Origin of the sequence: Ralstonia chuxiongensis (genome assembly GCF_024158925.1) — a bacterium.
Classification (GTDB): Bacteria; Pseudomonadota; Gammaproteobacteria; order Burkholderiales; family Burkholderiaceae; genus Ralstonia; species Ralstonia chuxiongensis.
This window is the reverse complement of the sequence record NZ_JAMYWC010000005.1, coordinates 23,414-46,473: the sequence shown is the minus strand read 5'-3', so window position 1 is coordinate 46,473 and position 23,060 is coordinate 23,414. Positions and strand designations below refer to the sequence as shown.

The following is a 23,060-nucleotide window of genomic DNA, read 5'->3' as shown; positions in this document are numbered from 1 at the left end:
CCTCACCGCAACGACCGCTGCAACCAAATCGCCCCCGCGCAAACCAACGCCACCACCGCGCCCCAGGCAAACAAATCTCCCACAGCCAACAACGTCGCCTGCCGGTCAATCTCGGCGGAGATGCGAATCAACTCAGCGCCCTGCAACGGATGCGGCCACTGCCAAGCAGGCGTCAGCGCGCTTACGTGCCCGACCAGGTCGGTGCGATGCTGCGCCTGTCCGCGCTGCAGTAACAGCGTGGCTCCCATCGTCCCAAACGCCTGCGCCCAAGCCCGCATGATTCCCTTGAACTGGTAGGCATGGCCGAAATCCTTGGCCGGCAAATCCACGTAAGAGAGTCCCGCCACCTGGATCACCACAAACATCCCCACCATGCCTTCGATCATGAACCCCGGCACCACTGCCGCCACCGAAGCCCCCGGCATGGCCACACGCGACATCCACAGCAGCGCAGTCGCCATCAGCACAAAGCCAATGGAAATCAGCACGCGCTTGGTCGGCAGCAGGTTCGTCAACTGAAAGTTCAGGATGCCCAGCACCACCGTTACCAAGCCGCCCAGGCTCATCAACTGGGCGGTGGTCTCGTAACGGAAGCCCAAACCGTTCTGCAGCAGGCTCGACGAGAGAAACCCCCAGGCGCTCGCAAACATGTAATAGATGGCGTAGAACACCATGCCCATCAGGAAACGCCGCTGCAACGTCGCCCGCAAATCGACCCACGGCACGGGATGGCCCGTCTGGCGAATGCCAACCCAGATGATGAGCGTCACCACCGCAATGATCGGCACCACTTGCGCGGGCGAACCATCGGGGTGAATGAAGCGGGCCTGCTGGAAGCCATGCAGCGCAATCAGCGCCGCCAGCCCGAACGCGATGGCCGAGGGCCAGTCGAGCGACGCGAAATCGCCCTTGCGCTCGTGCATCTTTGGGTGCGGATAGAACGCCGCCACGAGCCCGCACACCACCACCGCCACCAGCAACTGCGCGACGAAGATGGCGCGCCAGCCAAATTGCTCCGTGAGCGCCGCCGACAGCATCGGTGACACGCAACTCAGCCCGAAGATGCCGTAGATCATGCCCTTCATCATCGTGCGGCGTTCGTGCGCGGGGCTGTGCTGCACAAAGATGCGCGAGGTGGACAGCATCGGCCCGCCGCCAAACCCCTGCACCGCCCGGCCGACGATCAGCATCGTGCCGCCCTCGGCAGCCGCGCACATCAGCGTGCCGACGATGAAAACAAGCAGCGACAGCAGCGTGTGCTTCCGGTACGTCATGTGATCGGCCAGCCGGCCCATCACCAGAATCGCCAGGCTGGCCGCTGCCGCATACGCCGTCACGGCCCACAGATACACATCTTGTGACGCCAGCACCCCGCCTTCGATATGCGGCCCGGCAATCGAGAACATCAGGTTGGACATGTAGTCCACGCCCGTCGCCAAGCCAATCACCATGCCCACCATGCGCAATTCCATCCGGCTGCCGACGGTCGATGCGGCGGCCGGTTTGCGCGGTGCGGGCGGCGGAGAAACCGTGTGGTCTGTGCTTGGCGTGTTCATGCAGGGATGGTAATTTGCCTCGAAACCGGCGGAAATCGCCTGCTAACAAATTCATTGTTCAACTATGCGAACGACGGACTGGAACGACTGGGACACTTTCTGCACCGTGGCCACGCTCGGCAGCTTCACGCGCGCGGCCGATCGGCTGGGGTTGCCCAAGTCGTCGGTCAGCACAGCGGTGTCGCGGCTGGAAGGCAAGATGGGCGTGCGCCTTTTCGAGCGCAGCACGCGCCGCCTGCGCCTGACCGATGCCGGAGAAGCCCTATTGCGCGACGCCGGCCCATTGTTCCAGCGGCTGCGCGAAGTTTCGGAAGATGCCGCAGCGACGTTCCAGTCACCCGCGGGCACCTTGCGCATTGCCATGCCATACGAATTTGCCGCCAAGCAGCTCGCCGAGGTGGTGCTGGAAGTCATGCGCGAGCACACCGGCTTGCGCATCGAGGTGGATGTCGCGCCGCGCCAGATCGACCCGCTCGCCCAGGGCTACGACATCATGCTGACCGTGCCGCGCGGCCCGTTGCCCGATTCCGGCCTCGTCGCCCAGCGCGTCTTTGACTTGCGGCGCGCCGTGGTCGTCGCCCCGCAGCTGCTGGAGCGTCTTGGGCCGCTCACCCACCCAGACCAGCTCGCCGATTGGCCCTGCCTCGGTACCTCAAACGAAGCCGAATGGCAGTTCCGCACGCCCGGCGGCGAGACGATCAACCTGCCGCTGGACTTCCGCATGCGCACCGCCAACAGCGAGTTGCGCATGCAGGCCGCGATTGCGGGTCTGGGTGTCGCTCGCATCACCTCCGTGTTTGCTACCGACCTGATCGCTTCAGGCGCGCTTCAGGAAGTGCTGACGGATTTCCAATCCCCGCCGATGCGCGTGTATGCCGTATTTCCAGGCCGCCGCCTGATGCCCGCCAAGGTCAAGGTCTTCATGGACGCCCTGCACCGCCGCATAGAGCATTCCCGCCAACACACCGACATGCGGCCCACCTTTGTCGACGAAGCTGCCGCTTCCTGGCCGCCTGAGTCGCTGCTCTGACTTTCAATCTTCCCTTTTTATCTACGCAAAGCCATGCGCCCGTTCACCAAACTCCCCGTTTTGATTGCCGCGCTCGCTCTGAGCACCGTTGGCTGTTCCCGCGCCGAAGATATCGGCAGCGTCAGCACCAATTTCCGCATCACGGGCTCTGACAAGATCGTCATCGAAGCCTTTGACGATCCGCTCGTGCAGGGCGTGACCTGCTACGTCTCGCGGGCCCGCACCGGCGGCATCAAGGGCACGCTGGGCGTGGCCGAAGACGTGAGCGAAGCCGCCGTGGCCTGCCGCCAAGTCGGTGACATCAGCTTCGTCAAGCCCCTGCCGCAGCAGGACGACATGTTCACGCAGCGCCTGTCGCTCGTCTTCAAGACGCTGCACGTGGTGCGCACGGTCGATCGCAAGCGCAATGTGTTGGTCTATCTGACGTATTCAGACAAGGTCATTTCAGGCAGCCCGAAGAACAGCGTGACGGCGGTGCCGATTCCGGCCAGCCAACCCATTCCGGTCAAGTGAGACGCAAGGCGTATAGAAAGCGGTGACCGCACCACATTGGTGCGGCGCAACGCCAGCGTGGTGGCCGAGCAACGATAGACGGCGCAAAAGGGGTGCATACGTAAGCCTACGTATGGTGCATTGCGTCATCTGATGTATGATCAGGGTATTCCCTAACCGGGATTTCCCTAAGAGGCCAATCATGCAAAACACGAACGACCTGAAGCTGACCGATCAACTCGAACGCGAACTGATCGAGCGCGAAATGTCCGAAGGTATCTACTACTATCGTCGTCCGAGCGGCCAATCGTTCTCGTTCGCCCAGTTCTTCTCGGCAATCGCGAACCTGTTCGGCACGCACCGCACCGCCAAGGCCTAACCCGCCACGCTATTGTTGATGGGCGTGTGCCCAGGTTAGCTGTATGCAGCAATCGCAGTTTCAGTAGCACCGTGCGCCGGCCGTGTGTCATCACACCCGCCGCCACACCCGCCAGGTCATGACCGCCTGGTGCCAATCGAGGGCCGGATTCCGGCCCTTTGTCATTTCTGCGGCATTTGTTTGCTTTGTCTGCGTGCCGCAGCATCGCCCTTTTTCCTCCGACCAGCTCACCGCGCTGCGGTTGTCTTCTGGTTCGCCTGTGCTTTACTGAGTAGAGCCGCGACCACCGATATCGAGACCACGCGCGCATCTTCGCAGCAACGAAGGCGCACAGCATGGCACCCGGCGCCCATCCCCCAAGGAGACTCCCATGGCGATCAGCCTCAAGCTGTCGGTCAACGGTGCGCCTGTCACCGTCAGTGTCGAACCCCATACCCTGCTAGTCCAATTGCTGCGCGAAAACTTGCGCCTGACCGGCACGCACGTCGGCTGCGATACGGCGCAATGCGGCGCCTGCACCGTGCATATGAATGGGCGCGCGGTGAAGTCCTGCAACATCCTGGCCGTGCAGGCGGACGGCGCCGAGGTGACCACCATCGAAGGCCTGTCGAAGGACGGCACACTGCACCCGATGCAGGAAGCCTTTCGCCAATGCCACGGCCTGCAATGCGGCTTCTGTACACCGGGCATGGTGATGGCCGCCACGGCGCTGGTTGCACAACACCCGCATCCCGATGAACACACGGTGCGTGAGCAGCTCGACGGAAATCTTTGCCGCTGCACGGGTTATCACAACATCGTGCGGGCCGTGATGCACGGTGCCGAAGCCATGGCTGAAGCTGAGGGCGACGATGCCTCTCTGCAAAGCCTGGCCGCAGCGCGCGCCCACGCCGCCTGACCCGAGCGAGGAGACCACCATGAACGCTCCCGCAGAACCCAACAGCCACCTGATCGGTGCGTCCGTCAAACGCAAGGAAGATTTCCGCTTCCTGACAGGCGCCGGACAGTACACGGACGATGTCGTCCAGGCCCACCAGTCGTACGCGGTATTCCTGCGCTCGCCGTATGCACATGCGCGCATCAAACACATCAATGCGGATGCCGCACGCAACCATCCGGGCGTGCTGGCCGTCCTCACCGGCGACGACCTGGCCGCCGACAAGGTGAACGGCCTGCCGTGCGGCTGGCTCATCCACAGCATTGACGGCACGCCGATGAAGGAGCCGCCCCACCCCGTGCTCGCGCAAGGCAAGGTGCGCCACGTGGGTGATCAGGTCGCGCTGGTGGTGGCTGAATCGGTGAAGATCGCCAAGGACGCCGTCGAGATGATCGACGTGGAATACGACGAACTGCCCGCCGTGGTCAACACTGCCACCGCAGATGCCGCCGGCACCGCCGTCCACGACGACGTGCCCAACAACACCTGCTACACCTGGGGGCACGGCGACAAGGCCGCCACCGACGCGGCGTTTGCCAAGGCCGCGCACGTGACGCACCTCGACATCGTCAACAACCGGCTGATTCCGAACGCCATCGAGCCGCGCGCCGTCAATGCCAGCTATTCGCGCCAGGACGACAGCTACACGCTTTACGTCGCCAACCAGAACCCGCACGTGGAGCGCCTGCTGATGTCGGCGTTCGTGCTGGGCCTGACCGAAGCCAAGGTGCGCGTGATTGCGCCGGATGTGGGCGGCGGGTTCGGCTCGAAGATCTTCCTGTACCCGGAAGACGTCGCGCTTACGTGGGCATCGAAGAAGGTCGGCCGGCCGATCAAGTGGACGGCCGAGCGCTCCGAATCCTTCCTGACCGACGCGCATGGCCGCGACCACGTTACGCATGCAGAACTGGCGCTCGACGCACAGGGCAATTTCCTCGCCATGCGCGTGCATACGACGGCCAACATGGGTGCGTATCTGTCGACGTTTGCCAGCAGCGTGCCAACCATCCTGTATGCGACGTTGCTTGCGGGCCAGTACAAGACGCCAGCCATCTATGCCGAGGTGAAAGCGGTATTCACAAACACCGCGCCCGTCGATGCGTATCGTGGCGCCGGCCGGCCTGAGGCGACGTATGTCGTCGAACGCCTCGTTGAAACTGCCGCGCGCGAGTTGCAAGTTGACCCGGCTGAGCTGCGCCGCCGCAACTTCATCCGCACCTTCCCCTATGCCACGCCGGTGGGGCTGACGTATGACACCGGCGACTACGAGCCGTGCCTGGACCGCGCCATCGAACTGGCCGATGTGAAGGGCTTTGCGGCCCGACGCGATGCCTCGCGCGCCAAGGGGCGGCTGCGCGGCATGGGTTATTCCTGCTACATCGAAGCGTGCGGACTGGCGCCGTCGAACATCGCGGGGGCCCTTGGCGCGCGGGCTGGTCTGTTTGAAGCCGGCGAAATTCGTGTGCACCCGACGGGCTCCGTCACGGTCTTCACCGGCTCGCACAGCCACGGCCAGGGCCACGAGACGACGTTCGCGCAAGTGGTGGCCGATCGGCTGGGCGTGCCCATCGACAACATCGAGATCGTGCACGGTGACACCGGGCGCATCCCGTTCGGTATGGGCACGTATGGCTCGCGTTCGATTGCCGTGGGCGGCTCCGCCATCATGAAGGCACTCGACAAGATCGAGGCCAAGGCCAAGAAAATCGCCGCGCATCTGCTGGAGGCGTCGGCGGAGGACATCGAGTTCAAGGATGGCGTCTTCTGCGTGGCCGGCACCGATCGCACCAAGACCTTTGGCGAAGTCGCGCTCACCGCATACGTGCCGCACAACTACCCGCTCGACAAGCTCGAACCTGGGCTGGACGAAAACGCCTTCTACGACCCGACCAACTTCACCTACCCGGCCGGCGCGTACATCTGCGAAGTGGAGGTCGATCCTGATACCGGCGAAGTCCACATCGACCGCTTCGTCGCGGTGGACGATTTCGGCAACATCATCAATCCGATGATCGTCGAGGGTCAGGTACACGGCGGGCTTGGCCAGGGGATCGGACAGGCGCTGATGGAAGCGTGCGTGTACGACGAGAACGGCCAGTTGCTGACCGGCTCGTACATGGACTACGCCATGCCGCGCGCAGACAACCTGCCCAGCTTTACGGTGGAAACCGCCAAGGGCACGCCGTGCACGCACAACCCGCTGGGCGTTAAAGGTTGCGGCGAAGCCGGCGCGATCGGCTCGCCGCCGGCGCTGATCAACGCCATCGTCGACGCGCTGGCGCCGCTGGGCGTGAAGGACATCCAGATGCCAGCAACGCCGCATCGTGTCTGGCAAACCATTCAAGCGGCCAAGGCCTAGGCAGAGGAGCCCACCATGTACGATTTCGAGTACCAGAAAGCCACCGACGCCCAGACCGCCGTCACCGCGCTGAAGACGCACTCCGACGCCAAGTACCTTGGCGGCGGCCAGAGCCTGCTGGCCGCGATGAAACTGCGGTTGGCACAGCCGTCTACGCTGGTGGATGTCACGCGCATTCCGGGCATGTCCGGCATTCGCACGCAGCCCGGTGTGATTACGGTGGGTGCAGCCACACGCCATGCCGATGTGGCAGACAACGCGGACATCGCTCGCATGCTGCCCGCGCTGGGGGAACTGGCCGGCGGCATCGGCGACCGACAAGTGCGCGCGATGGGCACGCTCGGCGGCTCGCTCGCCAACAACGATCCGGCGGCGTGCTACCCGGCCGCTGTGCTGGGCCTGAACGCCACCGTCGTCACTGAGCGGCGCAACATCGCGGCGGACGATTTCTTCCTCGGCATGTATGAGACCGCGCTGGCTGCGGACGAACTCATCACCGAGGTGCAGTTTCCGGTGCCGGACCAGGCGGCCTACGTGAAATTCCGCAACCCCGCGTCGCGCTTTGCGCTGGTGGGCGTGTTCATCAGCCGCAAGGGCAACAATGTGCGGGTGGCGGTCACGGGCGCGGCGCCGTGCGTGTTCCGTTGCACGCCGTTGGAGCAGGCGCTGGCAGCCAGCTTTACCGCAGAAGCCGCTCGCAAGGTGGTGGTGCCGGCCGATGATCTGGTGGGCGATCTGCATGCCTCGCCGGAATATCGGGCGCACCTCATTCCGGTATTGACGGCGCGTGCGGTTGAGCAGGCGTTGGCGCACCACCATTGAGCGCACGCCCAAGGAACGGCATGCCGGTCGATTCCATCGACGACTGCATCGCGCAACTTCAGGGCCAGGGCTATTTCGCCAGCCGTGAGCTGGCCACGGCCTTGTTCCTCGCGTTGCGCATGCAGCGGCCGCTGTTTCTCGAAGGCGAGCCCGGCGTCGGCAAGACCGAGCTGGCGAAGGCGGCAGCCGGGCTGCTCGGCACGTCGCTGCTGCGGCTGCAGTGTTACGAAGGGCTCGACACCGCCAGCGCGCTCTATGAATGGGATTACCCGCGCCAGATCATGGCGCTGCGCCTGGCCGAGGCCGCCGGTGAGAAGCCGCGCGCCGACACGCTCTATCGCGACGAATTCCTCCTCAAGCGCCCGTTGCTGCAGGCGCTGCTACCCGACCCGCTCCATCCCGAGACACCGCGCGTTCTCCTGATCGACGAGATCGACCGCGCGGATGAACCCTTCGAGGCGTTTTTGCTGGAGCTGCTGTCGGACTTCCAGGTGTCGATTCCTGAATTTGGCACGGTGCGCGCGCAGGTGATTCCGCTGGTCATCATGACGTCCAACCGCACGCGCGAGGTGCACGACGCGCTCAAGCGGCGCTGCCTGTATCAATGGATCGGCTACCCCGATAAGGCACGAGAGCTGCAGATCGTGGCGCAGCGTGCGCCCGAGACCTCTGCCCGCCTGCAGCAGCGCGCGGTCGATTTCGTGCACCGCCTGCGCGGCATCGACTTGTTCAAGGCGCCGGGCATTGCCGAAGCCATCGACTGGTGCCGCGCATTGGCGGCGCTCAACGTGACCGAGCTTGATCCGCAGTCCGTGCAGGACACGCTGGGCGTGCTGCTCAAGTATCAGGACGACCTGGCGCGCGTCGATACGCAAACCATCGAGCAACTGCTGGCCGCGCCCGCGCTGCCGGAGTAAGGCATGCAAGCGACCGTGCCGATGCAGCTCCCGATGCTGGCGCGCAACGTGACGCATTTCGTGCGGCTGCTGCGCAACGCCGGCATGCCGCTGGCGCCCTCGCGCGCCGTGGATGCCATCGAAGCCCTGAGCCATATCGACATCGGCCGCCGCGACGACGTAAAGGCCGCGCTGTCTGCCCTGCTCGTCTCGCATCCCGACGAACGCACGCTGTTCGATGCCGCCTTCAACGTGTTCTGGCGCGATCCGGACTGGGAAGGCAAGCTGCGCGCGCTGTTGCTGCCCAAGGTGCGTGGCGGCATTCCCGCAGCGCGCAGCAACCGCCTGGCCGATGCCCTGCGCGCGCAGCCGTCGACCAACCTTCCGCCGGGCCCGAAGCCAGATGGCGAACGCCATGACATCGTGGCGCCGCTGGCGTTTTCTGCAAACGAGGCCCTGCGCACGCGTGACTTCGACACGCTCAACGCTGCGGAATGGCGCACGCTACAACACATGATCCGCCGCCGGCGCGTGCATCTGGCGCAGGAGCGTACGCGCCGGCTCAAAGCAGCCTCGCGCGGGCGCCATCCAGACCTGCGTGCCACCGCCCGCCAGGCCGTGCGCGCCGGCGGCGAATGGACCGGCTGGAAATACCGCCAGCCCGTCGATCGCACACCGCCGCTGGTGCTGCTGCTCGACATCTCGGGATCGATGAGCCGCTATTCGCGCGCCGTGCTGTATTACTGCCACGCGCTGGTGCAATCGCGCGAGCGCATCCAGGCCTTCCTGTTCGGCACGCGGCTGACGAACGTCTCGCGGCAGCTGCGCGAGCGTGATCCGGATGTCGCCGTGCAAGCCATCGCGCAGCTTGTGCCGGATTGGTCGGGCGGCACGCGCATCGGCACAGCGCTGGCAGAGTTCAATCGCCAATGGGCGCGCCGCACGCTGTCCGGCCGTGCCACCGTGCTGCTCGTGACGGACGGGCTCGACCATGAGCATATCGACCTGCTCGACACCGAGATGGCGCGTCTCGCGCGCTTTGCCCATCGCATCGTCTGGCTCAACCCGCTGCTGCGCTTTGCCGGTTTTGAGCCGCGGGCACGTGGCGTGCGGGCCATCCTGCCGCATGTCAATGTGATGGTGCCGGCGCACCATTTCGACAGCCTGGCTGCGCTGGAGCACGAATTGGCGCATGCTCGCCGCACGCGCAACCCCCGCCACCCAACCCCAGCCCGATCGACCGCGCCATGGAACTGACCCAGACCCATCTCTTGCCCGTGCCACTCCAGACCGCCTGGGATGCGCTGAACGACCCAGCGGTGCTGCAACGTTGCATTCCCGGCTGCGAGAGCATCACCGCCGCCGAAGGAGCGGCCAACCCCGCCTACGACGTCGCTATGACCGCCGCCGTCGGGCCCGTCAAGGCGCGCTTCAAGGGGCGCATGGAACTGGTCGATGTGGCGCCGCCGCGCAGCTACACGCTGCATTTCGACGGCCAGGGCGGCGCGGCCGGCTTCGGCAAAGGCAGCGCGCAGGTGCAACTCACGCCCGAAGGCCCCACGGTCACGCGGCTTTCTTACACCGCGACCGCGCAGGTGGGCGGCAAGCTTGCGCAAGTCGGCTCGCGGCTCATCGACGGTGCTGCACGCAAGCTGGCCGACGAGTTCTTCCAGCGTTTTGCGGCCGAATTCGGCCCCGCAGATACGGCCGGCGCCGACGGACAGGCCGCGCCGCCCGTTGACGGCATGCCGGCCACGCAGGCAATTCCCGACCTCGCGGCCGGCCAACTGCAGGCTCATGGCGCACCGCCGGGCGCCGCCCCCAACGTCAGCCCGGCGCTGCAGCCGCGTAACCCATGGCCGTGGATCATCGTGGCGTTGGTGGCCGTGGCGGCCGCCTACCTGTTTTTGCACCACGGGGCATAATCGGTGCATTCCCCGCAACAGACACACAGCGCGCGAAAGCGCCGCTAACGCATCATGGACAGCGTCGATCTTGAAGTCTTGAAAACCAGCGTGCGCTGGCTGAAACAGGGGCGGCGCGTGCTGCTCGTCACGGTGGTCAAAACGTGGGGTTCGTCGCCGCGGCCCGAAGGCGCAATGCTCGCGCTGCGCGATGACGGCGTGGTCATCGGCTCGGTTTCAGGCGGCTGCATTGAAGATGACCTCATCGACCGCGTGCGCCGTGAAGGCCTGCATTACACCAAGCCCGAAGCCGTCAAATACGGCATCAGCGCTGAAGAAGCGCACCGCTTTGGCCTGCCCTGCGGCGGCACGCTGCAACTCGTGCTTGAGCCCCTGAACGCCTCCAGCGGGATCGAAGCCTTGCTGCGCGCCGTGGAGGCCGGTCAGCTCGTCGCGCGTACGCTCGACATGGCGACCGGCGCCTCGACGCTGCAGCACGCCACCGTCACCGATGGCCTGCAATTTGACGAAGCGCGCCTCGTGACGATTCACGGGCCGCGCTACCGGATGCTCGTCATCGGCGCGGGACAGCTCTCGCGCTACCTGTGCCAGATCGCCGTGGGGCTGGACTACCAGGTCACCGTCTGCGACCCGCGCGAGGAATACAGCGAAGAGTGGTCGATCCCTGGCGTGGCCATGGTCCGCACCATGCCCGACGATACGGTGATGGCCATGAAGCTCGACGAGCGCTGCGCCGTCATCGCCCTCACGCACGATCCCAAGCTCGACGACCTCGCGCTCATGGAAGCGCTCAAGACGCCCGCCTTCTACGTTGGCGCGCTGGGCAGCCGCCGCAACAACGCCAACCGCCGGGAGCGGCTCAAGGAATTCGACCTGAGCGATGCCGAGCTGGCGCGCCTGCATGGGCCGGTCGGCATTTACATCGGCAGCCGCACGCCGCCGGAAATCGCCATCTCGATCCTGGCCGAAGTGACGGCCGCCAAGAACGGCGTATCGCTGCCGACCATCCTGCAAGTTGAAGGCGCCAAAGCCGCGCGCGAGATTGCCGCCAATGCCACGTCGAGCTGCGCAGTGCCGCAAACTTGAGTCAACCCTCTGATGGAATGGGGTGCTGAAAGGCACCTGAAAGGTTACATTCTTATAAATCGCTGATTGTGCGCAGGTTTCGGCCGCATCGCGTCACGCGAATCTTGCGGCCCGCGAACCCCGTTTCGTGTGCGCGGCTTCATCTGGCACGACTTGCCCCTCCCTGCCTCGAGCGTGCTGCCGATACGCGCCTCGCCGGTGCGGCAGCGGCAGTGTTGTTTGCAAGCGGGTTGGTCGCCCGTTTTGCCACCCAAGGGATTCAAGTTTTCTCGCATGAGTATTTTGCTAACCGGTGCGACCGGTTTCGTAGGCGGCGCCATTGCCGCCAATCTGGCAGCCAAAGGTTTGCTGGCCGACACACGCTTTGCCGTGCGCGGCGACACGCCCGCAGAAGGGTTGGCGCGGCTGCGCAGCAACCTGCGCCGCTTCGAGTTTGCACAGGGCACGCTGGAGGGCATTAAGGAATCGCAGATCGTGCCGTTCGACCTGCGCGAAGCCGGTGCCGCCAAGCTGGGCGATCCGGAAATCATCATCAACTGCGCGGCGCTGGCAACGTTCTCGAACCACCCGTCGCTGTGGGAAACCAACGTGGAGGGCGTGCTGGCGCTGGGCCGACTGGCGGCGCAGGGCAAACGCCTGAAGCGATTCCTGCAGATCGGCACGGCCATGTCGTGCGGCCAGTTGGCGGATCGCCATGTCAGCGAAAGCTGGGATGTCCCCCCGCTGGAGCAGCACGCGGTGCCTTACACGTATTCCAAGGGCATGGCCGAGCTGAAGCTTCGCGAAGACGTGCCCGAACTGCCGTTGGTGGTGGTGCGGCCGTCCATCGTGGTGGGTCATAGCACGCTGGGTTGCGAGCCCTCGGGCAGTATTTTCTGGATGCTGCGCATGGTGGCGCTGCTGGAGACATTCAGCTGCCGCTTGTCCGACCGCGTCGACATCCTGCCCGTGGACGACTGCGCCGAGGCCATCGTGCAGTTGTCGACCAAGCCCACGCTGGCGCACGACCTGTATCACATCAGCGCCGGCGACGCGAACTCCGAGCGCATCGAAACGCTGTACCCGCGCTTCAAGCGTTGCAAGACGCCGGAAGAAGATGCCCAGGCGCTGGCCGGCTACGTGTATCAGGAAAAAATCGCCGAGAAAGCTTTGGCGCGTAAATTCCTGAGCCTGACGGGCGACGGCAATGTGCGACTGGTCGCGCGCTGCATCCACCTGTATGCCAAGTTCGCCAGCATGAGCTACGTGTTCGACAACACGCGGCTGGTGCAGGAGACCGGTTTTCAGCCGCGCTCCCTGCTCGCTTACCTCGACCGCTGCCTGGAGACGTCGGACGCCGTGCCGATCCCCGAGCAGATGCAGTGGGACTATAAGTAGCCGTCCGGCCTCCTCGGCTCGCACGGCGTGTCATGGCGCCGTGCTATAACCATCGGCGCCCTTCACCAAGACTCCGGTCACCACAACAAGGAGCCGCCGATGACGCTGCAAGCCCTCGTCCATCTCAATGTCGCCACGCTGGTGGATTCGTTCGTGAGCCTTGCCTCGGCCTTTGCGCTTGGGTCGCTGATCGGCTTCGAGCGGCAGGTCAGACAGCGGACTGCTGGGCTGCGCACCAACGCGCTGGTGGCGGTGGCGGCATCGGCATTCGTCGACATGGCCGCGCAGATCGGCACCGCATCGGACACCACGCGCGTGATCGCCTATGTGGTGTCGGGCGTCGGCTTTCTGGGTGCCGGCACCATCATGAAGGAAGGCCTGAACGTGCGCGGCCTGAACACCGCCGCCACGCTGTGGGGCTCGGCGGCTGTGGGTGCGGCAGCAGGCTCCGACCTTGTTGGCCAGGCCATTCTGATTACGCTGTTCGTGCTGGCCTCCAACATCCTGCTGCGGCCCGTGGTGGACCGCATCAACCGCACGCCGCTGGACAATCAGGCCAGCGAAGTCACGTACACGATGTGTGTCATCTCCACCAGCGAGCGCCAGAAAGAAGCCCTGGCCGATCTGGAACGCCTGCTTGAAGAGGCTCGCTACCCCGTCAGCGACCTGTCAGTCGAGCCCTTTGGCGACGACCACGTAGAAATTGAAGCGATGCTGATGTCGACCGCCGTGAATGCGGCCGAGCTGGACCGCATCGTTGCGTCGCTGCAATCGCAGCCGCACGTGGCCCAGGCGTTCTGGAATCCGAGTACGACGGAATAAGCGGGTCGACGCGCCGGTCAAAGCTCCTGGCTCGCCGCCAGCGCAAAGATCTTCGCCCAACGTTTTGCTTCCTGGCGATTGCGCATCGGGATCGCCCAATCTGCCTGCGCCTGATGCTTCAGACGCAGCGCCAAAGCCCAGGCACCTTCGCGTTCAACCGCATCAGCGCCGGCAATATCGGCGAAGAGAAAGCGCGCGCTTTGCCCGTGCAACCGCAGCGTCCCGCGTTTCTGTTCGGCGTCAACGGCGACCTGGCCCCAGCTTGCGCTGAGCGACACAATCCGCTGCCCTTTCACACTCACGCCATGGACGGCGCGGTAACGTCGGATGAAGGTGATGACTGCCCCGGCCAGCAGCGCAACGGCAAGCAGCACCGCCGCGCTGCCCGACAACGCGCCGTAAGCCGCGGCAACGCCTGCATACAGCCGGACTGCACCGTAGATCAGCAGACCAACCAGCGCGAGCGCGGCAATGATGAACGGCATGAAGCGACTCCTTGAATGGGCCAGTCGGTTATATCAACCGAAACCGCGTTCAAGGCAAGTCTTAAGTCTTTAGCGGGCCCCGTGCATCGACGGGGCGAATATCAGGCGAGGCGGAATGCGGCGATGGCGGCGTTCAAGGCTTGGGCCTGCTCCTCCAGCGATTCAGCCGCTGCGGCAGCCTGCTCCACCAGCGCTGCGTTCTGCTGCGTGGCTTCGTCCATCAGCGTGACGGCCTTGTTGACCTGTTCGATGCCGGAGCTTTGCTCGTTCGAGGCGGCGGCAATTTCGCCCATGATGTCGGTCACGCGGCGGATGGACGACACGATGTCTTCCATCGTGCTGCCTGCACGTTCGGCCAACGCGCTGCCTGTCTCGACCTTTGAGAGCGACGCCTCGATCATTTCCTTGATTTCCTTCGCGGCCGCGGCGCTGCGCTGAGCGAGGTTGCGCACCTCACCGGCCACCACCGCAAAGCCACGGCCTTGCTCGCCGGCACGGGCGGCTTCCACGGCGGCATTGAGCGCAAGAATGTTGGTCTGGAATGCAATGCCGTCAATCACGCCGATGATCTCTGACACCGTGCGCGACGACGCGCTGATCTCGCGCATGGTCGCCACCACGTCGGTCACCACGGCACCGCCCTGGCTCGCGACTTCCGATGCGCTGTCGGCCAGTTGGCTGGCCTGGCGGGCGTTGTCCGCGTTCTGACGCACGATGGAGGTCATCTCTTCCATGCTGGAAGCGGTTTCTTCCAGCGAGCTGGCCTGCTCTTCCGTGCGTTGCGACAGGTCTGCATTGCCCGCGGCAATCTGCTTGGTGGCGGCGCCGATGGATTCGGAGCCCGTGCGCACGCGGCGCACCGTGTCGGTCAGCGCGGCCTGCATGCGGGCCAAGCCCTCCAGCAGCCGGCCCATTTCATCCCTGCGGTCGATGCGCACCGGCTGCGTGAGGTCGCCAGCGGCAATGCGGTCGAACTGGGCCAGCGCGGCGTTCAGCGGTTCCACAATCGCACGCAGCAACGACCAGGCGCACCAAAGCGCCACCACCAGCGCGACGAGAATGGCCGCCGTCACGATCACGCGAAAACGCGCGTAGGCTTCCTGGGATTCGTCGAAATTGGCCTTGGAAAAGCCGAGCTGCTTCTTGCTCAATGCCAGGCTTTTGTCGTTGGAATCGCGGAAGGCGTTGGACACGCGCTTTTCCATGATGCCATCGGCCGTCGCACGGTCGCCCGTGCGCAGCGCCTTGATGATGTCCCGCAGGCTGGCCGCTGCGGCCTCACGCGTGGTGGCAACTTCCTTGGCCAGGCGATCCTCTTCTTCGCTGCGGGGCAGCGTCAGGTATTTCTTCCACGCTTCATCCGAGCGTGCGATCAGCTCTTCGGTACGATCAAGCAACTTCATCGCGCCCTTGTCGTTCGGATACAGCATGGCCTTGTCGAGGGCCGTGCGTGCGCGCGTAAGGCTCAAATCGGATTCGCCGAGCGCGAGCGCAGACGGAAACTGATTGGTGAAGGTTTCCTCGTGCGCATGGTTGGCGGCGCGCAGGCCGAGCAGGCCTGCCACGCCAATCAGCAAGGCAAGCAGAAACAGAATCGAAACCGAAAGCACCAGGCGGGTGCGGATGGTCAGGCGAGCAGACATGGGCGCGGCAAGAGTGGCGTGCGCGGCTCTTCACGCGGGCGCGACCATCGCGCCGGGCGGCCGGCTACCTCAGCACTATCGGCCACGCCCCCTTTAACTTAAGGGCGAAGAGGCGAATGCATCACTAAAGCCCGCCCTTCCCGTCATTGATAGTCGAGCCGCAGCGAGATCGCGCCCTTTACCGTACCGGGGGTGACTGCGGCGTCGGTCTGGATATACGACGCCTGCATCGGGATCATGTATGAACCGCCAGTCGCCTTATCGTAATCGTCCACCTTGATCGACGTCCCGAATTTGGCCGCGAGCCCGTCACGGCCGGTAAGGCGAATCTTCACACCCTTTGCGGTTGAATCGGTGCCAAGCGGCAGTACGCCGGGCGCATCCGCCACACCGCCCATTGGCTCAAGCGTGTATCCGACCCGGTTGTATCCCTTCGGGCAGCCGTTGACCTTGATATTGAAGTCACGCACTCCGGCTGTTGAACCGATACCTTCCAATCTCCGTCCGACGGTGGGCGGTAGTTCTACCGTCTGACTTGGCACCGAACATGTTCCTTCGATTCTGGTCAGTGTGGCGTCATTGATGAGAAATTGGGCAATAACAGTGTCATTGGGTTTCGACATTGCTCTCATGTAGAGCGTGAAGTGAATTTTGCGGCTCGTTGTGCTGGTAGTGACGTCGCCGTCGTTTCTGAACAACTGCACTTCCATGGGGCTGGAAAATTTGATCGAGGGGCTCGAACTCGTAAATACTTCTTGAGGCTTTCCATTAACAAGAACACGCATGCTCAAGCCTATTAACTTTGTGCCAACCTCAGATCCAGTCAGTATCTCGCGCCCCCCAGCGCTGAGCATGTGGAAACTATACAATTCGCAATGGACCTCACCACAGAGTTGCGTAGGCGTATAAAAGCGCCTCGCCACAACCGTTCCTTCGGCCATGCCACCTGGGAGTGCATATGAGCCGGAAAATGCGACAAGATCGACAGCCTCGGCGCGCGACATCATGGCCAAACCTAAAATTGCAAACGCCGTGGCTCTCAACATTTGCGTGCGGCGCTTACTCAATCGTTTCACAATCGTTGATCTCCAAAACATAATTTCGTTCTGATGGTTTGGTTTTCTGCGCAACTATTTTTGCGCCAACCTTGATAGAAATTCAGTGTGCATCTCGGTGATTGCGCAATGCTTTGCCAGAGTCTTCCGCTGTCGGATGAATGCACGACCAAGGTGGGACTCTGAATGTTCTGGAATGCCACGAAAATAGGAGAATTCCTATAAGAACAAAAACTGGGTCAAGGCCAAAGTTGGCGTGAAAATCGAGAATTGCTCGGCTGACATCTGTCGCGCAGCGGCAAGGGAGCACGGCGTCGAGCGCATTGGAGATGCGCTGATCGCCTGGATCGGTACGCTGGGAACGGGGTTCCGACGCTGTTCTTGCTTTGCAGCGACAACGTACCAACTCCGATCACACGGCCCCGGTACGGGTTTTTGAATCACTGGAGCCAGCCTTTCTCGGGCAATCAGATCATTGATAGTCCAGCCGTACCGAGATCGCACCCTTTACCGAGCCTGGGGTGACCGCGGCTTCGGTCTGGAGGTATGAGGCCTGCATCGGGATCGCGTATGAACCGCCGGTCGTCTTGCTGTAATCGTCCACCTTGATTGACGTGCCGAATTTGGCTGCAACGCCGTCACGGTCGGTAAGGCGAATCTTCACGCCCGTTGCAGTTGAATCAGTGCCAAGCGGCAGTACGCCGGGCGCATCCGCCACACCGCCCATTGGCTCAAGCGTGTATCCGACGCGGTTGTATCCCTTCGGGCAACTATTGATCTTGATCTGGAACTCACGGGTTCCAAATGTTGAACCGAGACCGCCCACATTCCTCACAATGGTTGGCGGCAACTGCACCGTCTGGGTTGGCACGGAACACGTTCCTTCAATTCTGGTGAGTGTGGAATCACCAAGGCTGAAGTAGTTAATGATCTCGGTGTTGTCCGTCATTGTTTTCGTGAAAAACCAAGAGTGAACCAACTCTTTCGCCGTGCTACTTTTGATTTCCACGTATGGATCTTTAACCAACTGCACTTCAACAGGCGTGGAAAATATGACCGGCTGGTCTTTCCACTTATCGATCAATGTTTGAGGTTTTCCATTCACGATGACCCGCATAGCCAATCCGGTTAGCCTTGTGGAAACTGTCGTGGCAGGCAGGCCGACATCGACCGCTCCCATGGTAATCAGTTTGAATTGATGCAGTCTGCATTTGGTCTCACCGCAGAGTTGCGTAGGCGTATAAGAGCGCCTCGCGACGACTGTCCCCGTAGCGAGACTGCCCGGAAGCGCATACGAGCCGGTAAATGCGGTAAAGTAAGCCGCAGCCACGTCGGCCGGCACCATAGTCAAACCCAACGCGATGAGCGCCGTGGCTCTCACCATTTGCGTGCGGCGCTGAATCAACCCTTTCCCAATCATCGATCTCCAAAGCCTCATTTCAGTTTTTTCCTACTGAGTTTTCTGCGCAAATACGCGCTGTGGGGTGAAATTCTCAGTGTTGAGAAATGTCACGCATATAGGAGCGCTCCTAAAAACCGAAAAGTATTTGGAGATCGCAGGATGAGCACCGGCAGGCCGCGTGCGCGCGCAACGTGCACGCCGCGCGGGAGATGCGGTCTGGAAAGAAGAAAGCTGGAAAAGGGGCTGCGGTGTCACTCCACGAACGACACCGAGAAGCGTGCGGGCAGGACGCCGACACACAATGCCGGACCAAGCCGCATGCGCATACGCAGCGGCTGGCCATCAGTGAAATGGTAGTGAGACGCCGAGCTACGTCAGGGAGAGGGAAAAGGCGACAAGCCTGAACCTGCCGCCGTCACATCACCCGTCGTACGAATACGCGCGCCGATGCCGCACCGCCTCGGCGAGTATGTCGAGCACGGGCTCAGTCTGCGTCCAGCTCAGGCACGCGTCGGTGATCGACACGCCGTACTTGAGCGGCACGCCCGGTTTCAGGTCTTGGCGGCCCGCTTCGAGATTGCTTTCCACCATCACGCCGACGATCCGGCGCTCCCCCTGCGACAGTTGCCGCGCGAGATCCTGCGCCACGTCGATCTGCCGTTCATGCGATTTGTTCGAATTCGCGTGCGAGCAGTCGACCATCACCTGTTCGCGCAACTTCGCCGCACGCAGCGCCGCGCAGGTCGCCTCGATGTGCGCGCTGTCGTAGTTCGGCCCGCTCTTGCCGCCGCGCAGGATCACGTGCGCGTCGTCGTTGCCGCGTGTCTCGAAAATCGCGGCCATGCCCATCTTTGTCATGCCCATGAACGCATGGCTGGCGCGCGCCGCGATGATCGCGTCGGACGCAACCTGCACGCCGCCGTCGGTGCCGTTCTTGAAGCCGATCGGGCAGCTCAGGCCCGACGCAAGCTGTCGATGGCTCTGGCTTTCTGTCGTGCGCGCGCCGATCGCGCCCCATGCGATGAGGTCGGCGATGTATTGCGGGCTCAGCAGGTCGAGGAATTCCGTCGCTGCGGGCAGACCGAGCGCGTTGACGTCGAGCAGGAGTTGCCGCGCAGCGCGCAGCCCTTCATTGATGCGGAAGCTGCCGTCCAGGCGCGGGTCGTTGATGTAACCCTTCCAGCCGACCGTCGTGCGCGGCTTCTCAAAGTAGACGCGCATCACGATCAGCAGGTCGTCCTTCAGTGCATCGGCCGCAGCCTTGAGGCGGCGCGCGTAATCGAGCGCCTGGTCGTGATCGTGGATCGAGCACGGGCCGACGATGAGCAGCAGCCTGTCGTCGCGGCCGTGCAGGATGTTGCTGATGGCCCGGCGGGTGTCTTCGACAAGCGTCTGCGTATCGGCAGGCACCGGCAGCTCATCCAGCAGCAGCGCCGGGGAAATAAGCGGACGCACCGCGCCAATGCGGGTGTCGTCGATGCGCGTCGTGTCTTGCGTCGCGTCGGCGATGCCCACCTCGCGATCATGTGAGGGGTTGTCGAGGTTTTTCATTGCAATCTCAGAGGGATTTCAAATAGTAGTCACGGGCCCGACGTCAACGGCGCGCCATCGCGCACTTACACCGCGCATTTAAGCGGACTTGCCACCGCGCGCCTGCCGATAATCTTCAGCAAACTCAGCCCATTGCTTGAGCGACACGTCTTTGCCATGCGCCGCCAGCTTCAACGCCGATTTGCGCCACGCTGTGCCAGCCGCGTAGTCCTGCACCTTTTCGACGAGATCGGTGCCGTGTCGGCCACAGCCGCGCAAATGACACCACGCTGCTACGCGCGCCATGGTCTGCAGCGCATCGTCCAGGTTGGCGACAACGTTCTTGCCCGAGCCTAGTGCGACGCGGTCGGCGGTCGGTTGCAGGCTTTTGACGACATACGATTTCGGCTTTTCGCCCTTGGCTCCGTAGACGACGCCGCGCAGCAGTGCGGGCGAAATGGCCTGCGAAACGCGCTGGATATCGACCACGCGCCCGGCCTCGCTACGCCAAGGGGCTACGCTGCAGGCGTCGCCCAGCACATCGTCCCAGACACTTGGGATGGAGAGCTTGATGTCGATCAGGCGCAGCGTGGTGGGGTCGTTTTCGGGGCGAGCGAGCACGGAATAGCGCTCAAGCCCGAGACTGCCTGTGCCGGCAATCCGCCGCGCGACGTCGATGGCAATGAAACGCTGGCCGCTACCCTGCTGGCCGTAGGCCTCGAGAATGCGGCGCGCGCGGCGGGCCTCTTCCTTGCTTGCCCGTAAAGTGCGTCGGCCGTCAATGCGCAGGGTGACTTGGTTGCCGTTGCGCTCGGTGCGGTCAGCCAGGTACGCCGCCCGGTTACGCTTGCGCAGGCCCCGCAGCAGATTGCGCACGATGCCCGTGGCGGTGGCCCGCTCGACCCAGCGCGGCTTGCCGTCAACCAGCGCGGCCGCATACGTGTCGAGAAAGCGCCGGCACAGGTTGTGAGCGTCTTCATCGGCCAGCTTCCAGCTAAAGGACGCCACCAGCAGGCTCGACAGCACGCGCACCAGGTCGACTGTGAACGGCGCGGCCAGTGCCTCGTCAAAGTCGTTCATGTCGAAGTAGACGAGACCGTTGTCGCCCTTGAAGCTGCCGAAGTTTTCAAGGTGCAGGTCACCGCAGACGAGCGTGCGGGGCGCGTCGTGCAGCAAGGCGGCATCGGCCAGCGACGCGGCATACAGGTTGTTGGTGCCGCGAAAGAATGAAAACGGGTCAGCGGCGATGGCATCCAGCTTTCGGGTGAGTCTTTCGGGATCACGCCCGGCGTTGTATTCAAGCAGGATGCGGGTGCTGTCATGCATGGTCACGGCCTCGTTGAAGTGCTTGGAGTGGAGTGCAATGCCCTCAAAAATCGAAGATTACGCGTTGATTGGCGATTGCGAAACCGCGGCACTGGTTTCGCGCGACGGGTCCATCGATTGGCTGTGCTGGCCGCGGTTCGATTCGGGCGCGTGTTTTGCCGCGCTCCTTGGCACGCCGGACCACGGACGATGGCGCATCGCGCCACAAGGCGAGGCTCGCGCCACGCGCCGGCGCTACCTGTCTGGCACGCTCGTGCTGGAAACCATATTCGAGACCGACACCGGTTCCGCCAGCGTGACCGACCTGATGACCGCCCGTCTGCCGGGCACCGCCGGCGCCCGGGACGACACCTCGGACCTCATCCGTATCGTCCGGGGGCTCTCCGGCACCGTCGACATGCGCATGGACCTCACGCTGCGCTTCGACTACGGCGCGTCGATACCGTGGGTCAGCCGCGTGTCCGAAGTCACGGGGGCGCCGGCTGACGGCCCGTGCGACATGGCCGATTGCGTGCTCCGGGCCGTGGCCGGCCCCAACATGACGACGCTGCGCACCCCAGCCCCGATCCGTGGCGAGAACCTCTCCACCGTCGCGAATTTCACCGTACGCGAAGGTGAAGCGGTGCCATTTGTGCTCACACATTCGCCGTCGCATCTGCCATTGCCGGCATCGATCGACGCGCTTGAAGCCCAGGTTGACATCGAGGCGCGCTGGCGAGCGTGGTCTGGCCGCTGCCACGGTGCCGGCCAATGGACAGAAGCCGTCGAACGCTCGCTCATCACGCTCAAGGCACTGACGTATCACCGCACCGGCGGCGTCGTGGCCGCGCCCACAACGTCGCTACCTGAGCAGCTCGGCGGCGTGCGTAACTGGGATTACCGCTACTGCTGGCTGCGCGACGCCACCCTCACACTGCTCGCGCTCATGAACGCCGGCTTTTATGACGAGGCGCGCAGCTGGCGCGAGTGGCTCGAACGTGCTATTGCCGGCAGCCCCGCCCAGGTGCAGATCATGTACGGCATTGCCGGTGAACGCCGCCTGGGCGAATGGACCGTTCCGTGGCTGCCCGGTTACGAGGGTGCGCAGCCCGTGCGCGTGGGCAACGCGGCCGCGATGCAGCTCCAGCTCGATGTGTACGGCGAACTGATGGACGCCCTCTTCATCGCCCGTAAAGGCGGCCTGGATGGCGACGAAGCCTCGTGGCGCCTGCAGGTCGCGCTGATGACACATCTGGAAAGCGTCTGGCAAACGCCCGACGAAGGCATCTGGGAGATCCGCGGGCCCTCGCGCCATTTCACGCATTCCAAGGTCATGGCATGGGTGGCGTTCGACCGCGCCGTCAAAACCATCGAGCAATTCAACGTGGACGGCCCGGTAGAGCGCTGGCGCGCGGTGCGCGATCGCATCCACGCGGAGGTCTGCGCACACGGCTACAACGCCACGCGCGGCTGCTTCGTGCAGAGCTACGGTGGCGATGAGCTGGACGCCGCGCTTCTGATGCTGCCTCTCGTCGGTTTTCTGCCGGCATCCGACCCGCGCATCCGGGGCACGGTCAAGGCCATCGAAGAAGACCTGCTGGTCGATGGCCTCGTGCGCCGTTACCGCACCGAAGCCGTGACCGACGGCCTGCCCCAGGGTGAAGGCGTATTCCTCGCCTGCAGCTTCTGGTACGTCGACAACCTCGTCCTGCAAGGCCGCCAGAACGAGGCTCGCGCGCTCTTCACCAAGCTGCTGGCTTTGCGCAATGACGTCGGCCTGCTCGCCGAAGAATACGACCCCCGCGTGAAACGGCTCGTTGGCAACTTCCCGCAAGCGTTTTCGCATATCGCGCTCGTGAATTCAGCATTGGCGCTATCTGCCGCGGCCGATCATGTCAGCCAGCGCACTGGCAACCCGGCGCGCAGCTGACGACCGGCCGAAGCCGGTAAAATAGCGGC

20 protein-coding genes are annotated in these 23,060 nt (G+C 63.7%); 13 read left to right on the top strand and 7 right to left on the bottom strand.

Annotation, left to right across the window (positions count from 1 at the left end; translation table 11 throughout):
• Window positions 1-2 precede the first annotated feature (2 nt).
• Complete coding sequence (locus NKG59_RS17340) at window positions 3-1,556, bottom strand: MFS transporter (RefSeq protein ID WP_253539325.1); 1,554 nt, start codon at window positions 1,554-1,556, stop codon at window positions 3-5.
• 64 nt (window positions 1,557-1,620) lie between these two features.
• Here NKG59_RS17340 and NKG59_RS17335 point away from each other — a divergent pair, with 64 nt between their 5' ends.
• The 12 genes from NKG59_RS17335 to NKG59_RS17280 all read left to right on the top strand — a co-directional run bounded on the left by NKG59_RS17335 (window position 1,621) and on the right by NKG59_RS17280 (window position 13,681).
• Window positions 1,621-2,586, top strand: a complete 966-nt coding sequence (locus NKG59_RS17335; RefSeq protein WP_253539322.1) for a LysR family transcriptional regulator — start codon at window positions 1,621-1,623, stop codon at window positions 2,584-2,586.
• 33 nt (window positions 2,587-2,619) lie between these two features.
• On the top strand, window positions 2,620-3,099 hold the full coding sequence (locus tag NKG59_RS17330) for a CreA family protein (protein WP_253539319.1): 480 nt from the start codon (window positions 2,620-2,622) through the stop codon (window positions 3,097-3,099).
• A gap of 181 nt (window positions 3,100-3,280) precedes the next feature.
• Entirely contained in the window at window positions 3,281-3,457 is a 177-nt protein-coding gene (locus NKG59_RS17325) for a hypothetical protein (protein ID WP_009238172.1), read from the top strand.
• A 370-nt stretch (window positions 3,458-3,827) separates the two neighbouring features.
• Window positions 3,828-4,355: a (2Fe-2S)-binding protein gene (locus NKG59_RS17320; protein ID WP_253539317.1), complete on the top strand. Its 528-nt coding sequence runs from the start codon at window positions 3,828-3,830 to the stop codon at window positions 4,353-4,355.
• Between the two features lie 19 nt (window positions 4,356-4,374).
• Window positions 4,375-6,753, top strand: a complete 2,379-nt coding sequence (locus tag NKG59_RS17315) for a xanthine dehydrogenase family protein molybdopterin-binding subunit (protein WP_253539315.1) — start codon at window positions 4,375-4,377, stop codon at window positions 6,751-6,753.
• A gap of 15 nt (window positions 6,754-6,768) precedes the next feature.
• Window positions 6,769-7,575 (top strand): FAD binding domain-containing protein, encoded by an 807-nt coding sequence (locus tag NKG59_RS17310; RefSeq protein WP_253539313.1) that lies wholly within the window; start codon window positions 6,769-6,771, stop codon window positions 7,573-7,575.
• Window positions 7,576-7,595: 20 nt separating this feature from the next.
• Window positions 7,596-8,492, top strand: a complete 897-nt coding sequence (locus tag NKG59_RS17305) for an AAA family ATPase (protein WP_253539311.1) — start codon at window positions 7,596-7,598, stop codon at window positions 8,490-8,492.
• Between the two features lie 3 nt (window positions 8,493-8,495).
• A complete protein-coding gene (locus NKG59_RS17300) occupies window positions 8,496-9,728 on the top strand; it encodes a vWA domain-containing protein (RefSeq protein ID WP_253539309.1) in 1,233 nt (410 codons plus the stop codon).
• The gene (locus NKG59_RS17295) at window positions 9,719-10,396 is read left to right on the top strand and encodes an SRPBCC family protein (protein ID WP_253539292.1); all 678 of its coding nucleotides are present in this window, start codon (window positions 9,719-9,721) and stop codon (window positions 10,394-10,396) included. The genes NKG59_RS17300 and NKG59_RS17295 overlap by 10 nt, the downstream gene beginning before the upstream one ends.
• A 54-nt stretch (window positions 10,397-10,450) precedes the next feature.
• Complete coding sequence (locus tag NKG59_RS17290; protein WP_253539276.1) at window positions 10,451-11,482, top strand: XdhC family protein; 1,032 nt, start codon at window positions 10,451-10,453, stop codon at window positions 11,480-11,482.
• 273 nt (window positions 11,483-11,755) lie between these two features.
• Complete coding sequence (locus NKG59_RS17285) at window positions 11,756-12,859, top strand: SDR family oxidoreductase (RefSeq protein ID WP_045206380.1); 1,104 nt, start codon at window positions 11,756-11,758, stop codon at window positions 12,857-12,859.
• 99 nt (window positions 12,860-12,958) lie between these two features.
• The gene (locus NKG59_RS17280) at window positions 12,959-13,681 is read left to right on the top strand and encodes an MgtC/SapB family protein (RefSeq protein ID WP_082076180.1); all 723 of its coding nucleotides are present in this window, start codon (window positions 12,959-12,961) and stop codon (window positions 13,679-13,681) included.
• A gap of 17 nt (window positions 13,682-13,698) precedes the next feature.
• Here NKG59_RS17280 and NKG59_RS17275 read toward each other — a convergent pair whose 3' ends face one another.
• The 6 genes from NKG59_RS17275 to NKG59_RS17250 form a co-directional block, all read right to left on the bottom strand.
• The gene (locus NKG59_RS17275) at window positions 13,699-14,166 is read right to left on the bottom strand and encodes a hypothetical protein (protein ID WP_253539273.1); all 468 of its coding nucleotides are present in this window, start codon (window positions 14,164-14,166) and stop codon (window positions 13,699-13,701) included.
• A gap of 101 nt (window positions 14,167-14,267) precedes the next feature.
• On the bottom strand, window positions 14,268-15,809 hold the full coding sequence (locus NKG59_RS17270; protein ID WP_253539270.1) for a methyl-accepting chemotaxis protein: 1,542 nt from the start codon (window positions 15,807-15,809) through the stop codon (window positions 14,268-14,270).
• A gap of 143 nt (window positions 15,810-15,952) precedes the next feature.
• Window positions 15,953-16,885 carry a fimbrial protein gene (locus NKG59_RS17265; protein WP_253539267.1) on the bottom strand — a complete coding sequence of 311 codons (933 nt, stop codon included), beginning with the start codon at window positions 16,883-16,885 and terminating at the stop codon, window positions 15,953-15,955.
• A 451-nt stretch (window positions 16,886-17,336) separates the two neighbouring features.
• Window positions 17,337-18,302, bottom strand: a complete 966-nt coding sequence (locus NKG59_RS17260; RefSeq protein WP_253539265.1) for a fimbrial protein — start codon at window positions 18,300-18,302, stop codon at window positions 17,337-17,339.
• 384 nt (window positions 18,303-18,686) lie between these two features.
• Window positions 18,687-19,817 carry a 3-deoxy-7-phosphoheptulonate synthase gene (locus tag NKG59_RS17255; RefSeq protein WP_253539262.1) on the bottom strand — a complete coding sequence of 377 codons (1,131 nt, stop codon included), beginning with the start codon at window positions 19,815-19,817 and terminating at the stop codon, window positions 18,687-18,689.
• 78 nt (window positions 19,818-19,895) lie between these two features.
• Entirely contained in the window at window positions 19,896-21,122 is a 1,227-nt protein-coding gene (locus NKG59_RS17250; protein WP_253539259.1) for a DUF2252 family protein, read from the bottom strand.
• 37 nt (window positions 21,123-21,159) lie between these two features.
• Here NKG59_RS17250 and NKG59_RS17245 point away from each other — a divergent pair, with 37 nt between their 5' ends.
• The gene (locus tag NKG59_RS17245; protein WP_253539256.1) at window positions 21,160-23,031 is read left to right on the top strand and encodes a glycoside hydrolase family 15 protein; all 1,872 of its coding nucleotides are present in this window, start codon (window positions 21,160-21,162) and stop codon (window positions 23,029-23,031) included.
• The last annotated feature ends 29 nt before the right edge of the window (window positions 23,032-23,060 follow it).